This window comes from Paraburkholderia sp. BL21I4N1 (genome assembly GCF_002973525.1).
GTDB lineage: Bacteria > Pseudomonadota > Gammaproteobacteria > Burkholderiales > Burkholderiaceae > Paraburkholderia.
The window spans coordinates 266286-281409 of the sequence record NZ_PVEN01000001.1 but is presented as its reverse complement, the minus strand read 5'-3'; the positions used below and the strand labels follow the sequence as shown (position 1 = coordinate 281409).

Annotated in this window: 10 protein-coding genes; 4 read left to right on the top strand and 6 right to left on the bottom strand. The window is 62.1% G+C overall.

Annotated elements, in window-relative coordinates; all coding sequences use genetic code 11:
- Position 1: 1 nt before the first annotated feature.
- The 6 genes from B0G83_RS38450 to B0G83_RS01260 form a co-directional block, all read right to left on the bottom strand.
- Positions 2-2761, bottom strand: coding sequence for a hypothetical protein (locus B0G83_RS38450; protein WP_181156656.1), 2760 nt, complete (start codon positions 2759-2761; stop codon positions 2-4).
- Positions 2748-3995 carry a DUF3142 domain-containing protein gene (locus tag B0G83_RS01280; protein ID WP_105505626.1) on the bottom strand — a complete coding sequence of 416 codons (1248 nt, stop codon included), beginning with the start codon at positions 3993-3995 and terminating at the stop codon, positions 2748-2750. Before B0G83_RS01280 ends, B0G83_RS38450 begins: the two co-directional genes overlap by 14 nt.
- Positions 3988-4746, bottom strand: a complete 759-nt coding sequence (locus B0G83_RS01275; RefSeq protein WP_105505625.1) for a hypothetical protein — start codon at positions 4744-4746, stop codon at positions 3988-3990. Before B0G83_RS01275 ends, B0G83_RS01280 begins: the two co-directional genes overlap by 8 nt.
- A gap of 222 nt (positions 4747-4968) precedes the next feature.
- Positions 4969-5832 carry a MurR/RpiR family transcriptional regulator gene (locus B0G83_RS01270; RefSeq protein ID WP_105505624.1) on the bottom strand — a complete coding sequence of 288 codons (864 nt, stop codon included), beginning with the start codon at positions 5830-5832 and terminating at the stop codon, positions 4969-4971.
- Positions 5833-6009: 177 nt separating this feature from the next.
- Positions 6010-7092 carry an ABC transporter ATP-binding protein gene (locus tag B0G83_RS01265; RefSeq protein ID WP_105505623.1) on the bottom strand — a complete coding sequence of 361 codons (1083 nt, stop codon included), beginning with the start codon at positions 7090-7092 and terminating at the stop codon, positions 6010-6012.
- A gap of 77 nt (positions 7093-7169) precedes the next feature.
- Positions 7170-7943 carry an SDR family oxidoreductase gene (locus B0G83_RS01260; RefSeq protein ID WP_105506523.1) on the bottom strand — a complete coding sequence of 258 codons (774 nt, stop codon included), beginning with the start codon at positions 7941-7943 and terminating at the stop codon, positions 7170-7172.
- 334 nt (positions 7944-8277) lie between these two features.
- On the opposite strand from B0G83_RS01260, the gene B0G83_RS01255 reads away from it, so the two are divergent.
- The 4 genes from B0G83_RS01255 (at position 8278) to B0G83_RS01240 (ending at position 14898) form a co-directional block, all read left to right on the top strand.
- The gene (locus tag B0G83_RS01255) at positions 8278-9510 is read left to right on the top strand and encodes a sugar ABC transporter substrate-binding protein (protein WP_105505622.1); all 1233 of its coding nucleotides are present in this window, start codon (positions 8278-8280) and stop codon (positions 9508-9510) included.
- 170 nt (positions 9511-9680) lie between these two features.
- On the top strand, positions 9681-10571 hold the full coding sequence (locus B0G83_RS01250; RefSeq protein WP_105505621.1) for a carbohydrate ABC transporter permease: 891 nt from the start codon (positions 9681-9683) through the stop codon (positions 10569-10571).
- Positions 10568-11419: a carbohydrate ABC transporter permease gene (locus tag B0G83_RS01245; protein WP_105505620.1), complete on the top strand. Its 852-nt coding sequence runs from the start codon at positions 10568-10570 to the stop codon at positions 11417-11419. Before B0G83_RS01250 ends, B0G83_RS01245 begins: the two co-directional genes overlap by 4 nt.
- 1181 nt (positions 11420-12600) lie before the next feature.
- Positions 12601-14898, top strand: a complete 2298-nt coding sequence (locus B0G83_RS01240; protein WP_105505619.1) for a hypothetical protein — start codon at positions 12601-12603, stop codon at positions 14896-14898.
- The last annotated feature ends 226 nt before the right edge of the window (positions 14899-15124 follow it).

Here is a 15124-nt window from a genome sequence, read left to right as displayed (position 1 = left end):
GTCATTCGCCGCGGCCGGCCGCAGTCCGCCGCGCCGTCCTCCGCCGATACCACCACCAACCCACCCCCATCAACCCGGCCAGCACCAGCCCCCCAATCGCCGCAGCGCGCTTCTTATGTCGCCCGACATCACGCCGAGCGTCGCGCCACGCCTGCGTATAAGTGAACGTCGCCGCCGCCTTGAAATCCGGCTCCGGGCACAACGCCCCGAACGAACCACCGCCGAAGTCCACATACGCGCCTTCCTTCACATAGCGCTTGTAAAAACCCTGCGCGCGTTCGGGATCGTAGTTGTGCATCCAGTCCGTCCCGCGGCACAACACGGCGGCAAACGCCTGCGAGCGCGCGGGCAATGCGTCGGCCGCTTTTGCGATGTATCCGGCGGCAATCTCGCGGTAGTGAAAGCGCGTCAACGGCTGGCTTTCGCTTGCCGCGTAGCGGCGCTTTTCATCGGCGGTGACGAACGGTCCCGCCAGATCGTCCGCCGCGCGCGTCGCCGGTGTATCCGGCGATTTCGCCGCGGAAGCTGAAGCAGCCGCGTCGCTGGCCGCGTTCGCGTCCGAACCCCGCGCCACGCGCGCGCCGATCACGCCCGAGCGTCCCGAGCCGCCTTCGAAATCGCCGTCGATGTCGTGATAATCCGGTCCCTGCTCGTAGCCCATCAATTCCATGCCGAACTGTTTCGCGAGCGTCGCCGCGGCAAACCAGCCACGCGCGCGATTCGTGCGGGTCCACGCATGCTGCGTCTGGTCGAGCGCGGCGCCATAGTCGTGCGCGAGCTCACGCAGATGGAGTTGCGTGCGCACCGTTTGGCCGTTTTTCCAGTCGTAGGCGCTGTAACGCGGATCGTCGTCGGCGGGGAAGTATGGCAAGGCGTCATCGATACGGCCCTCTCTCACGAGGCGGCGTGCCAGCAGATAACGCAACGAGTCGCCAGCGGACGGCCGCGCCGAGTAATACGCGTTCGGATCGGTCGGCAGCGGCGGCGCGGCGGACCATGTCGGCACCCGCGTATCGACAAAGTGCTTCAGCTCGTCCGTGGTGAGCACGCGCTCAGCGATATACGCCATATCGCTGCCGTACGCGATTTCGGTCACCGAGTCTTCGTTCGCGCTCACGTCGTTGCGCCGCGACGCGGCGTCGAACAGATAACCGAGCGCCTCGACATACTGTCCACGCGACAAGGTCAGCACGGCCTGCTCGCCTTTGATCAATCGCACGCCCGCCGGCTCCACGCTCGAATCGGCGGTCGGAAAACCCTTCGAGGCCTGCGCATACGCCTGCACGGCCGCAGCCGTATCGCCCCGGCGTAACGCGAGTTTCGCGCTCACCCAGCTCGCCAGCGCGCTGTGCTCGCGCGCCGCCAGCATGCCGGCGAAGTCGTAGCGGCCGACTCGATAAGCCAGCGCGGCCAGACGATCGGCGCCCGCCACATGATCAATGCCACGCTGCCGGATCGACTCCACCAACGAGACCAAGGCCGGATTCGCCTTGATGCCTTTGTCGCCGCGTGCGGCGTCGGCATAGCCGGTCGGCCCGAAGCTGTTGTCGTAGCCGCCGTAGTATTCGGACGCGCTCGCCGGCTGGTCGTTGACGATATCGCCTTCGCGCGCGAGCGCGTACGCCACCAGCAGGCGTTGCGCGATTGGATCGTCGATCAGCGACGCAACCCTCGTTTTGCCGGCCAGCGCCCATGCCGCGATGAACTGCAGCGACTCCACGCCGCTCACGCCGCCGCGCGCCGCCTGTTGCGCATAGAGCCCGATGGCCCGCTTCAGGTTCGCGGGCGTGATCGCCGCCGCGCAAGGTGTGTCGTTCAGGAAGCTGCGGTAATCGCACTGCTTGTCCGATTTCTGATCGTACAGATAGGTCAGCGCTTCATCGCCGAAACTCGCGACCGCGAGACCTTGCGGGTCGGGCGCGCCGTTCGCGGCGAGGGTGCGCGGGCGCGCGTAGGCAGCGGGCAACGCGGCGGTAAGGGTCTTGCATGCGCCGGCATCGGTGCAGGAGTCGGCACGCGCCTGCGCAATCGCCGCGAGTTCGGTGGCTGCCGCTACCGAACGCGGCGCACTGGATGAGCCGGGTAACGCGAATATCGCTTCGAGGCGGGTCGCGGCGCGGGTCAGGAGAACGTTTTTGCTGGCGCAAGCGGCTGGCGTGGTGGCGGTGCTCGACGACGACGCATTGCTGGGGTCGGGCGCGGTTTGATTCGATGCGTTCGCATCGGAAGCCGACGAGCTCGATGCCGCTGCGTTTGGCGTCGCGCTTGCCGCTGCCGCATTGGCTGCCGCTGCCGAAGAGCCGGAGGCCGCTGAAGCCGACCCTGGCGCCGCTGAAGCCACCGCCGTACTCGCGCACCCCGTCAGCGCGTGCGTATAGTCCACGTCGGCCGCGCCATAGAGACGTTGCGCGTCCGGCACACCGGCTCCTAGCGCATACGCCGCATCGCCATCGTTAGCTTTGGCCATCGCGGCAAGTGTCGCGATCTGTGCAGGCGTCAAACCGCTCAACACCGCCTGCGCCGGATCCGCCGCTTGCGCACCCGCCGCAACCGGCACCGCTTCGGGCGCCAGCAAATGATCGCCTGGCGTCACGAGCCGCGCCACCTCATAAGCGAACGAATTGTTCGGCGTGCCGGATAGCGTACCCGCGCGATTGTCGAGCAATTGCAACGGAAAAAACGGTCCACAAGCGTGGACGATCACGGCACCGGCCAGCAGCACGAACGCGCCGCCGAATGCGACATATTTACGGTTCAACATGAACGGAGACCTTGTGGTGATCGGTTTCGCCGCAGCGAAGCCAGCCGATGTCGCGGCGCATGCCCGCGCGCAACAAGCCGGGTTGTACGCGACGCAGCAGCATGCCGCGCGCGTCGTAATCGAGTGCATAACCGTTGATGCCATCCGCGGCCTGGCAGGCGGCGTCGGTGCGTACGACCGCCGGCAGCGTCGAGTCGGCGTTGCCGCTGCTCACTAGCGACACGTCGAACAAGCCAGGCTGTTGCGCGTTCGGATGAACGTCGACGGTCACGGCCGAAGTCAGCGGCGCATGGCTCAAGATTGCGCGCCAGGTGGTCGAGCTCCACGCGCGCGCGTCGGCGTCGGTGGGTAAGCGGAACCAGACGACGCCCGCCAGACCGCGCAATTCATCGCCTTCGATCTGCGTGACGAACGCGGCAATCTGCTCGGGCTGCGCGACCAGTTCATGCGATAGGCCCTGCGCGGAGCCGTTCGCGAGCAGCATGGGACGTTCGCTTTCAATGCCGGCCACGCGCCCCTCTTCGCCCCACGTCACGCGCGAGCCGTAAGTGGGCAACGCGACGCGCCATGGCCGCTGCGTGCGGCGCGCGAAAGCATGCAGCCACGCGCGCGCTTGCGCAGGATCGAACAGGCCTTGCACCGGGTTCATCACCGCGTGGACCTGAAGAATGGAGGTATCGGCTTGCGCCAGCAGCGCGTCGAGCGCGCGGCTGTCGAGCCAGGTGGGCAGCGCGGTGATCGTCAGCTTGACGGCGGGATCGAGTTGCGCACGCAGTGCGGCGAGAAACCGCGTATAGGCCGCGAGTTTCGAGGTCGCGCAGTCGTGGTCGATTTCGATGGCCGCGAGTGGAACGCCATGCTGTTTCCAGTCGTCGGCGAGTTGACCGATGCGCGCGGTCGGCAAGCTGTTCAGATCGTCGAGTTGGCCGTCGATTCGCACCACGGCCGTGATCGGCGCACCCGTTGCCGCGAGCGTGGCCCAATCCGGCGACACGACGGTCCAGTCATTCCGGCTGTCTTTCTCGGCGGCCAGCACGTGCCACGATTGCACCAGGCCACGGCTATGCTGGATCGCCGCTGTGACCGACGGCGTCCATTTACGCTGCCAGACGTAGGCGTCGTTCGGCAACGGCGTCACCGGGCGGCTGCACGCGGCGCTCAGAACGACAAGCGACAACGCGACAAAAACGGCGAACGCGCGCCGCTTTTGCCGCGATGTGCCGCCATCACTCATAGTGCAGGGCTTTCGGCACGCTGTAGGCTGTGCCGTTGTAGTTCAGCGTGGTGGTCGCGCGTTTCGGCGCGCCCTCCTTCGACACGCAATCGCTACTCGTCTGCTTGCTCACGCGATCTTTCGATGTTTCACCCACGCGCAACGTTGCATAACCGGAAGCGTTGGCCGGACCGACGGCGAGCGAACGCGCGACCGACGAAAACGTTCCCGCGCAATTGCCGTCCCATTCGCCGGAGTCGCTCGCGACGACCATGTCGTCGAGCACGCGACGCAGCGTGTGGCCGTCCTGTACATACAGGCTCAGCGCCTGCGCTTCGTACGGATTGACGCGCGACGAACCCTCGTACGTCACGCGCACGCCGAACGCACGTAGTTGCGGCGTCAACTGATAGCGGGCCGTGTCGAGATCGATCGAACTGAAGCGGATCGCGTCGGACGTAATCGCCGACGGTTCGTAGAAGTGCGCGACGATCGCGCCGGACTTGCTATCGGCGACCAGCACTTCGACGTCGTACACGGCTTGATCGTCGGTGGCGCCGGCCTGGGGCATCGGCTGCACGGCCAGCGTCAGCGACGGGTCCGCCGGCCAGACCTTGCACGCCGCGTGCTCGCTGTCGAGTTGGCGGCCGGGGTGCAACGTTTTCATCCATTGGGTCAGATTGGCTTGGCAAGCGGTCCTCGCATCCGTATCGGCATCGGCATGCGCGACCAGGGGCAGGCACAGCGCGACTAAGGCGGTGAGTTTTTTCATTGTTCTCCCGGTTTGCTTTATTTGACGTTCTGCGGCGGGCTCGCGAATCGAGCTAGTGCGGCGGATTTTAGGGCGAGCGGTGTCCGTTGTAAAACGGTGATGAGGCGGGAGTGTGAATATGGGCGTTTCAGCGCGGTATCGCTGATAGCCAGCAGATGGGATTTATGCGGAGCGCAAAGAGCGGGGGAAAGTCAGCAGGTTCCACGAACGGCTACGTGACGATCATTCCCCGGTCGCCTCCGGCTCATGCGACGCCAACCTGGCCTTCGCATGCCGCATCTTCTCCAGCGTCTTCGGACCGGCTTTCAGCGCGACGCCGATCGCAAGCGCGTCCATGATGCACAGATGCACGAGCCGCGACACGCCCGGCGTGTTCGGATCGATCGGACTCGGCACGCGCAGCAGCAGCGGAATATCGACCAGCCACGCCAGCCGCGAACCGACGTTGGTCAGCGCAATGGTGGTCGCGCCACGCTCTTTTGCAATCTGCATGCTTTCATTCACTTCGACGCTGCGGCCCGAATGCGAAATGGCGAATGCCACGTCGCCCGGCTCCATCAGCCCCGCGTACAAACGCTGCAAGTGGCCGTCCGTAAACGCGGTCGACGCAATGTCGAGCCGCAGGAAGCGCAATGCCGCGTCTTGCGCCACAAGGCCCGACCCCGAACCGACGCCGAAGAAGAACACGCGTCCTGCGCTCGACAGCGCCGCGATCGCGCTCTCCACCACGGCGGGGTCCAGCGCGCCGCGAGCGTGCGTGATGCCGTCGATCGCCGCTTCGCCCACCTTGTCCATCAAGGTCTGCACGTCGTCGTCGCGCGCCACCGCGGTCGACGCGTACGGCATGCCGCCTGCCACGCTCTGCGCTAGTTGCATCTTGAAGTCGCGCAGACCATGCGCCCCGATCGCGCGGCAAAAACGCGTGACGGAGGGCTCGGACACGTCGGCGCGCTGCGCGAGTTCGGTGATGCTCGCACGCATGGCGAAGTCGACGTCGCTCAGCACCATATCGGCGACCTTGCGTTCGGCAGGCCGCAAATTGGCCAACGCGCTGCGGATGTGGGGAATCAAGTTCGGTGCGGACACCCGGTATTCCTTAAAAGCGCCCTCAGACTTGTCGCTTCGCGCCGGCCTCCGAAGGGGACTTCCTGCGGGGCGATGGACTGACTGCGGAGCGGAAAACGCGGGACGTCCCAGCGTTTTCTTACGGGTTAAATGAATCCGCGTCGCAGTCTCAGTCAGATTCGGACGGCAACACGCGGCTTAGACCAGCCTGCGCCCACTCTCCGTATCGAACAGATGAATATGTTCCGCCGGAAAACGCAGCGCGACACGCTGGCCGGGCTCGATTTTCGAGCGCTGGCGCGTCGTCACGCACCACGTGCTGCCGCCTATTTTCCCGTACAAGTGGGTCTCCGCGCCAGTCGGCTCGACCACTTCGACTTCCATCGTGGCGTCCGGCGTCTGCGCCATGGTCTCGATGTGTTCGGGGCGCACGCCGAGCGTGACCTTCGCACCGACCGCCGCCGAAGCCGACGCGCCTTCCAGCACGATCTCGCCGCCGCCGGTCAGTTTCAACATGAGGCCTGGGCCTTGCGCGCCGCTCGCCACCACGCCTTCGGCAAAATTCATCGACGGCGAGCCGAGGAAGCTCGCGACGAACAGATTCGCCGGACGATCGTACAACTCCAGCGGACGCCCCATCTGTTCGATCCGCCCCGCGTTCATCACGACGATGCGATCGGCCATGGTCATCGCTTCGATCTGATCGTGCGTGACGTAGATCACCGTATTCTTCAGGCGCTGATGCAGCGCCTTGATTTCCGTGCGCATCTGCACGCGCAGCTTGGCGTCGAGATTGGACAGGGGTTCGTCGAACAGAAACAGCGACGGCTCGCGCACCACCGCGCGACCCATCGCCACGCGTTGCCGTTGACCGCCCGAGAGCGCACGCGGCAAGCGGTCCAGATAGCCGCCGAGATTCAGCATCTTCGCGGCGGCTTCGATCCGCGGCTTGAAGCTCGCCGACGACTCCTTGCGAATGCGCGGTCCGAAGGCAATGTTTTCGTAGACCGACAGGTGCGGATAGAGCGCATAGCTCTGGAACACCATCGAAATATTGCGTTGCTGCGGCGCGAGCGTGTTCGCCCGTGTGCCGCCTATCATCAGGTCGCCGCCGCTGATTTCCTCGAGCCCGGCCACCATCCGCATCAGCGTGCTCTTGCCGCAGCCCGACGGCCCGACCAGCACGACGAACTCGCCGTCGTCGATGTCGAGATCGATGCCGTGCACCACTTGCGTGTCGCCGTAGCGTTTGAAGATGCCGCTCAGTTGCACTGCTGCCATGCTGTCCTCATCGTCTTGCTTCGTTGATTCGACCGGGGCGGCGGGTTTTCTGTTCGGGCGTCGCCGTGCCGTTGTGGTTAAAGCTGTTCTAGCGTCAGTTCTTCCGCCATCAAACGATTGCCGGCCATCAGACCACCGTCCACCGGCAGCGCGACGCCGGTGATCACGCGCGCCATCGGCGACGCGAGAAACTGCACGGCGTCGGCAATGTCGTCGGGCGTCGCGAAGTCGCGCAACGGGTACCACTTCTTCAGATCCTCGAACACCTGCGAGTTCTTGTCGACGCGCGCCTGCCATGCCTGCGTCTTCACCGTACCCGGACACACGATGTTGGCGCGAATACCGTAGCGGCCGAGTTCCATGGCCAGCGCTTTCGTGTAGCTGATGAGGCCGGCCTTTGCCGCGCTATATGCGGGGTGCCCGAGCGCGGCCATACCGTTCACCGAGCCGATCAACACCAGCGCGCCGCGTCGGCGTTCGATCATCGACGCCCGTACCGCTTCCACCGTGTGATACGTGCCGTTCAGATTCAGGTGAATGTCGCGCTGCCAACTCGCGGCGTCGGTGCTGGCGAGCGTCAGGCCCTGCGCGGCGCCGGCGTTCGCGACCAGCACATCCACCGGACCGCGCGTCTTGGCCGCGGCCGCCACCGCTTGCGGCACCGCGGCGGCGTCGCCGAGGTCGACCGCGACCGGCGTGACGTGCGCATCGCCGAGTTGCGCGGTCAATGCGTGAAGCGCTGACGCGTCGATGTCGAGCGCCAGCACGGTGTCGCCCTGCTCCACGAAACGCTTGCACAACACGCTGCCGATACCGCCGCAAGCGCCCGTTACCAACACCACACGATTCATGTCCGCCTCGCTCATCAACCGGTCATGCGCACCGGATTAGCGTGTAAATTTCCTACAAACCGATGCAGGCTAGTTGTCTAGTCATCCCGAAGATTGGGTATCCGTGACTTCGCGTTTACGCAGAATACCCCTGCTTTACAGCATCTTATGCACAAAACTCGCTGCAAAAAAATATGGCAGACCCTACGTGACAAGCTATTTTTCGTCATGTAGGATTTTTTCAAACAATTTAACCCAAAGCGGCCGGCGACGGCAGCAGACCACCCCACCCTCATCGGATGGGACCGGAGTGAGCGCTCAAGCGCCCACTCCGATCGACAACAGGAGAGAGAGAATGTCGTTGCATGCCCGTGCTTCCCTCGCGCTAGGCAAAGTTGCCGTGGCGCTCGCGTTTGCAGGTATCGCCGTCGCGGCTCACGCCGACACGGTCCGCGTCACGGTCGCGCACTACAGCGACGCGACGGCGCCGTACTTCGAGAAAATGGCCCGCAACTTCGAGAAGGCCAATCCCGGCACGACCATCAAGATCGAAGACGTGAACTGGGACACGCTGCAACAGAAACTCCAGACGGACATTTCCGGCGGCGCCAATGCCGACCTCGCGATCGTCGGCACGCGCTGGTTGCTCGACTTCGTAAAGGACGACGTGGCCGAACCGCTCGACGGTTACATGGATGCGAGCTTCAAGAGCCGCTTCATCGGTCCGTTCCTCGCGCCGGGCGAAATCAACGGCAAGGTGTACGGCCTGCCGATCGCGGCTTCCGCGCGCGCTTTGTACTACAACAAGGATCTGCTGGCGAAGGTCGGCTATCCCGACGGTCCGAAAACGTGGAACGATGTGATCGACGCGTCGAAGAAACTCAAGGCGCAGGGCATTGCCGGCTTCGGTCTGCAAGGCAAGGAAATCGAAACGGACGTCTACTATTACTACGCGCTGTGGACCAATGGCGGTGACGTCGTCGGCAAGGACGGCAAGGCGGCGTTCAATTCGCCGGCCGGTATCAAGGCGGCCACGCTGTACAAGTCGATGATCGATCAGGGTCTCACGCAACCCGGCGTGACCGGCTATAGCCGCGAAGACGTGCAGAACCTGTTCAAACAGGGCCGTGTCGCGATGGTGATCTCCGCACCGTTCCTGTCGAAGCAGATCAAGAAGGAAGCGCCGAACCTGAAGTACGGCATCGATCCGATTCCGATGGGCACGACGCACGCCACCTACGCCGTCACCGATTCGATCGTGATGTTCAAGAACTCGAAGGTGAAGAAGTCGGCCTGGAAGTTCCTCGACTATCTGTTCACGAAAGAACCGCGCGTCGAGTTCACCACGACCGAAGGTTTCCTGCCGACCACCAAGGCTGAAGCGACCGATCCGGCGTTCAACGATCCGGACACGAAAGCGTTCGTCGCGTTGCTGCCAACGGCTCATTTCGCGCCGACCGTGACCGGCTGGGAAGACACCGCAAAGGCCGTGACCGATGCAATGCAGTCGATCTACCTCGGCAAGGCGAAGCCGGCTGACGCGCTGAATGCGGCGGCCACGCAAGCGAACAAGTCGCTCGGCCATTGATCGCGTTTTGATCGCTCGTTCTGATCACTGAGCGATCTCGAGGTGATTTGCCGAACACGGAACGCGCGACGCCGAAGTGAAGGCGGTGCGCGTTTCGGTCGTAATGCACCATCCGGCCCATTCCGGCGCGCGCGCGAATGAACGCAAACGCGTCTTACGATCGAGCACGCATGAGCCGTTCTGCTTCTTCGCGCCTGCAGGCGCCCTGGTTGCTAATTGCGCCGAGTCTGGTACTCGCGCTCTTTATTATCAGCTATCCGATTTTCAACATCGTGTGGCAATCGCTGCACGAGGTCTCGCGTTTCGGTGCGATTCGCGACTTCACCGGCCTACAGAACTTTTATACGATCTTCGGCGACCCCGCGTTTCTCGCCGCCGCGCGACGCACCGTTGTCTGGACCGTGTGCGTGGTGGGCGGCACCGTACTCATTTCCGTGCCGGTCGCGTTGATCCTGAACCAGGACTTCTACGGCCGTGGTATAGCGCGCACGATCGTCATGCTGCCGTGGTCCGTCTCACTGACCATGACCGCCGTGGTCTGGCGCTGGGCTTTCAACGACGACTACGGCATGGTCAACGTCACGCTGCAAAGGCTAGGGCTGATCAGCGGCCCGATCCATTGGCTCGCGACGCCGGAACTTGCGTTTCCGGTGGAGATCGCCGTCGGCATTCTGGTGTCGATACCCTTTACGGTGACGATTCTGCTCGGCGGGTTGTCCTCCGTGCCTGGCGACATTTACGAGGCGGCGCGCATGGACGGCGCGAGCGCATGGCAGCAGTTTCGCAAGCTCACCATGCCGTTGCTGCGGCCGTTCATCAACATGACGATCCTGCTGAATGTGATCTACGTGTTCAACTCGTTTCCGATTATCTGGGTCATGACGCAAGGCGGACCGGACAACGGTACGCATATTCTGGTCACGTACCTGTATGAGTTGGGCTTCCGGCTGGGACGCCCTGGTGAAGCAGCCGCGGTGTCGCTGATCATGCTCGTCATGCTGTTCGTTTTCTCGATCGCCTATCTGCGCCTGCAGCCCGCGAAAGAAGGAGATCCATCATGAGTCTCAGCATCAAGATGAAGCGCTCGCTGTGGTGTTGGCTCGCGCTGTCGCCGCTGGTTGTGGTGGTGCTGTTTCCGTTTGCCGTGATGCTGTTCACGGCATTGAAGCCGGCCACGGAGATTTTCGTTTATCCGGCGCGCTGGTTGCCCGTACATTGGCAATGGAGCAATTTCGCCGACATGTGGCAAGCGGCGAATTTCGGCGTGGCGTTACGCAATAGCACGGTGATCAGCTTACTGTCGACAGCGCTCGCTTTGGCCGTGAGCTTGCCCGCCGCCTACGCGTTGGCCAGATTCCCGTTTCGCGGACGCGGTTTGTATCGCCAGTTCCTGCTCGTCACGCAAATGTTGTCCCCCATCCTGCTCGTGGTGGGTTTGTTCCGCCTCGCCGCCATGATCCCCTATGGCGACGGCAATCTGGTCGACTCGAAGATCGGCGTGATCGTCTCTTACGCAGCGTTCAATATCGCATTCGCCGTATGGATGTTGTCTTCGTACTTTCAGACGGTGCCTCGCGATCTGGAAGAGTCGGCGTGGCTCGAAGGATGCGGACGCACCAGGGCCGTCTTCAAGGTCTTCCTGCCGCTCGCCGTACCGGCGATCGTGGTGACCGCCATCTTCACGTTCATCAATGCGTGGAATGAGTTTGCTGTTGTCTATACGCTGATCCGTTCGCCGGAAAACAAAACACTCACTGTGCAGGTAACGGATATGGTGGCGGGCAAGTACGTCGTCGAATGGCATCTTGTCATGGCCGCAACCTTATGCGCGACGTTGCCGGTCTCGATCGTGTTTGCGTGGTTGCAGCGATTCCTGGTGAAGGGCCTGGCGCTGGGAGCGGTGAAGTAAACTGCGGGCGCGCTGCCGATTACAGGCTCGCGCCGCCCGGCTACAGCTGAACGCCGTTTCACCCTCAATTTTTAATTAAATTAGGGTTCGAATTAAATAAAATATCGAATAAAAAAGTGACGTAACACGAATTATCTGTTCGCACCCCATCTGATTTCCATCAATTCGAATAGTGCGCACCTATTGATAATATTAATATAAAAAGACGTGCTTTCCGACCCACTACCACCCATCCACAATCCGCTGACAAATCAAAGATTTATCTTTTCCAGCGGATCGTGAGGCAGAGATTTTCCTCCACACCACCTTTGGTTGGTCATAAGCCGCCTCAGCCGATCGATTCTCGGCATTATCACTTATCGTCTCGAATTCCCGCCACGTTACATCGGTGAAACGTTTATAATTCCTCTGCCGAAAGGATCTGTAAGTAATACCAGATTCACAAGAAAGCAACCAATGTCGGCAATAATTGCATTGGTGCAGGTTGCGCGACGTTGAGCGTTAAGTCTGATCTTTGGGCGAGCCTCAATTGTTGTCGTAACGTCGCGTTCTTATCGGCGCCAGGCCGTCAGTTGCGAAGGAATGGGACCTAGCTTGACCATCAGCTGTCCTGATTTCCTTCGTTGCGCGTGCCTACCAGAAATTTGTTTTCACATTCAAGGCGCGCCGTTGTATCAACGCGAGCCCTGCCAGAGTTTTACGAGTCACGTCATCGGCATGTCGTCAAGGGTTGTGCCGTTTATCCGGTCGCGCGTCCGCGAGTCGGAGGACGAAGGCTGGGAAGTCGACTGAGCTTTCACACAACGAGTGGGTACGCTGAAGTGCTGCTATATGCCGCGCTCGATGCGTGGCATTGCCTATTCAAAGGTGTGACCACCTGGAACGCTTTGTTGAATAAGCCTTTCGTAGTTAATAGTAAGTATTACGTAATATAAACGCCGACCGGCACGTGATTGATTGTTAAGCATTCAATCGACTGACAGGTCGTCGCACGAACGGCTGTCTAACGGCTCTCGTTCTCATAACAACGGCGCGCTCGAGCGTCGGCTTCTTCAGCAATGAACGCGGTTTCGGCGCGTTCTCTGGTTGACCTCTCTCTGCAGTCATAACGCCAACGCGGACGACTTTGATCGATCTTGCTGATTCCTCGGGGAAAACCTGCTTTTAGCGATACACGGACAATGATGAGATATTGGAAACTTCTAGGCGTTGCCTCGGCAACGGTGTTGGCATCGTTTGGTGCGGAAAGCGTGCAGGCTGCTCAAAGCGGCACCATCACTGTGGCGGGCCAGCAGTACAAGCTGTGTGGACAAGAGAACGGCAACTGCTCGTTCCTCGGCACGGGCTCCGTAGTGTTCGGCGCGGTTCCGCCCAATTCGCCGTCGGTCATGCTGACCGCGCCGAAGACCTTTAGCAATGGCGTCGGCTGCTATGTCGGCGCGGTTTCGCAGACTGATCCGGCCTATGGTTATGGCAAGTCGTGCTGGGTGATGGCAGTTGCCGCTACGCCGACGCCTACGCCTACGCCGACGCCCACCCCGGCACCAACTCCGTCCAAGACACCCACACCGACGCCAGCCCCGACGCCGACGCCGACGCCGACGCCGGCTCCGACACCTACCCCGGCTCCCGCTCCGACACCGACCCCAACGCCCACCCCGACGCCGACGCCCACCCCTACCCCGTCGCCGGCACCAGGCAGCGCCACGCTTTCGTGCAGCACGCCGACGCAAACCGCAGGCGGCACCGCAAACGGCGTAATCAGCGCCGACACGCCGACCACCGACGGCATGCGCATTTTCCAGAACAACGCAGCGTTCAAGCTCGCGATCACGACCAACGTGCCGAGCGCGGACACGGTCGTCTGGTCCGTCGCAGACTCGAATGGCGCGATCAAATCGCAAGGCAGCTTCGCGGTTAAATCCGGCGTGCAAACCAGCACGATTCCATGTACGTCGACGTGGTCTGGCTACGGTGCACTGACTGCGACGCTGCGCTCGAACGGCGGCACGTTGCCGAGCAGCGGTACGCGTCCCACGGGCATTGCCACGTTCGGCGTGTTGCCGAACCTGAGCTCGGTACTGGGCACCGTTACATACGCTCATCAGGATCAGCATCGCTTCGGCATGCAGGGTTTCAACGGCAACATCGCCGCCTTGCATGATCTTGGCATTACGTGGACGATCGACGATCGCGAGCAATCGGCCATGGAACCCAATGGTCCGAACACGTACACGCCGAGCGTGAGCGACCTCGATCCGTTCTACAAGGCGAATCCGGATCAGATGCGCATTGTGCGTCTCGACGGTATTCCTGCATGGGATTCGAAGACCGGCCAGTTCAACGACAGCTACTACGCTCCGGTTAACATGAGCGAGTTCCAGAGCTTCATGGCCAAGGTCGGCACCGACACAAGCCAGATTCGTGCGGCAAACTACCCGAATCAGCAGAGCAACTACTACCAGGTGACGTGGGAACCGAGCCTCGGCTGGGCCGATAGCGATGCGAATTTCGTCGCCATGTACAAAGCGGCGTATCAGGGCATTCACTCGACCGATCCGAATGCTGTCGTGATGGGCACGGCGAACCCGTTCGCGTCGAACTGCGACACGTGTACCACCGGCTATCTGCAGAAGTACGGCGCGCTGGGTCTGTGGAATTACATCGACGCAGTTGCCACGCACGGCTACTGGAATGCGGGCACCTATCCGGCGCATCCGCCTGAGTTGCAGGACTCGGACCCGAGCACGGCGAATCAGGCCAATGCGCTCGACAATCAGATGACGCAATTGCGCGCGATCATGCAAGCGGGCAAGCCGAACATGAAGCTCTTCTTCACCGAAGCAGGCGTGAGCTACGATCCGGGTCTCAACTACGGTCCGACGGTACCGTCGCAGAACCAGTTGTTTGCGCAAGCAGCAGTGGGCGTGCGGGCACATATCATCGTGCTGGGTGGCGGCGCGCAACTGACGACGCTGTTCTACGGTCCGGACTATCCGGGTGAAGTGGGTTACGGTACGTTCTTCGACCTGAACGACGCGCAAGGCGCATTCGGTGCGACGAACCTGTCGCCGAAGCCGGAAGCCATGGTATTTGCGACGATGACGCGCGCACTCGACGGTACGAACACGTTGGGCCGCGTGAACGGCACGCCGCAAGGCACCTACGCTTACTCGTTCCAGCAACTCGGCAACGGCAAGGTCGTGACCGCGGCATGGGCGCACAGCAATGCACAGTGGCCGACGAGCGCTGGCGTCTACAGCCAGAGCTACTCGACCAGCTACAAGCTGACGGTGGATAACGCCGGCACGTCGGGCAATGTGACGGACATCGACGGTTATGGCAACATGACCACGCTGCCCTACACCAATGGCCAGGTCACGCTGACGCTCACCGAAGTGCCGCAGTACATCGTGTCGAGCAACGCAACGGTTGCCAAGGCCAATTCGACTGTTCCAGTCGGATACACCGGGCAATAAGCCGCCCGGCAACCAGGTCGACAGTCATTGAAGACCTTGGACGCGCCGCCGCTCACAGCGGCGGCGCATGGATAGAGCGAGTCAGGTATCTCCCGCCTGCTCGCTCTATCGTTTTATATGCGCATTCACACTCTCCAGCAGATCGACCCGTTGCGCGCCTTCGTCATCACACGAACTAGCCGACGACTACGCTCGCCAATAGATCGATTGGCGCTTTCCATATACG

What these genes read in the sequence shown, in the direction of transcription:
- B0G83_RS38450 (WP_181156656.1), bottom strand. Translation starts at nt 2,761, where the DNA reads ATGTTGAACCGTAAATATGTCGCATTCGGCGGCGCGTTCGTGCTGCTG.
- B0G83_RS01280 (WP_105505626.1), bottom strand. Translation starts at nt 3,995, where the DNA reads ATGAGTGATGGCGGCACATCGCGGCAAAAGCGGCGCGCGTTCGCCGTT.
- B0G83_RS01275 (WP_105505625.1), bottom strand. Translation starts at nt 4,746, where the DNA reads ATGAAAAAACTCACCGCCTTAGTCGCGCTGTGCCTGCCCCTGGTCGCG.
- B0G83_RS01265 (WP_105505623.1), bottom strand. Translation starts at nt 7,092, where the DNA reads ATGGCAGCAGTGCAACTGAGCGGCATCTTCAAACGCTACGGCGACACG.
- B0G83_RS01260 (WP_105506523.1), bottom strand. Translation starts at nt 7,943, where the DNA reads ATGAATCGTGTGGTGTTGGTAACGGGCGCTTGCGGCGGTATCGGCAGC.
- B0G83_RS01255 (WP_105505622.1), top strand. Translation starts at nt 8,278, where the DNA reads ATGTCGTTGCATGCCCGTGCTTCCCTCGCGCTAGGCAAAGTTGCCGTG.
- B0G83_RS01250 (WP_105505621.1), top strand. Translation starts at nt 9,681, where the DNA reads ATGAGCCGTTCTGCTTCTTCGCGCCTGCAGGCGCCCTGGTTGCTAATT.
- B0G83_RS01245 (WP_105505620.1), top strand. Translation starts at nt 10,568, where the DNA reads ATGAGTCTCAGCATCAAGATGAAGCGCTCGCTGTGGTGTTGGCTCGCG.
- B0G83_RS01240 (WP_105505619.1), top strand. Translation starts at nt 12,601, where the DNA reads ATGATGAGATATTGGAAACTTCTAGGCGTTGCCTCGGCAACGGTGTTG.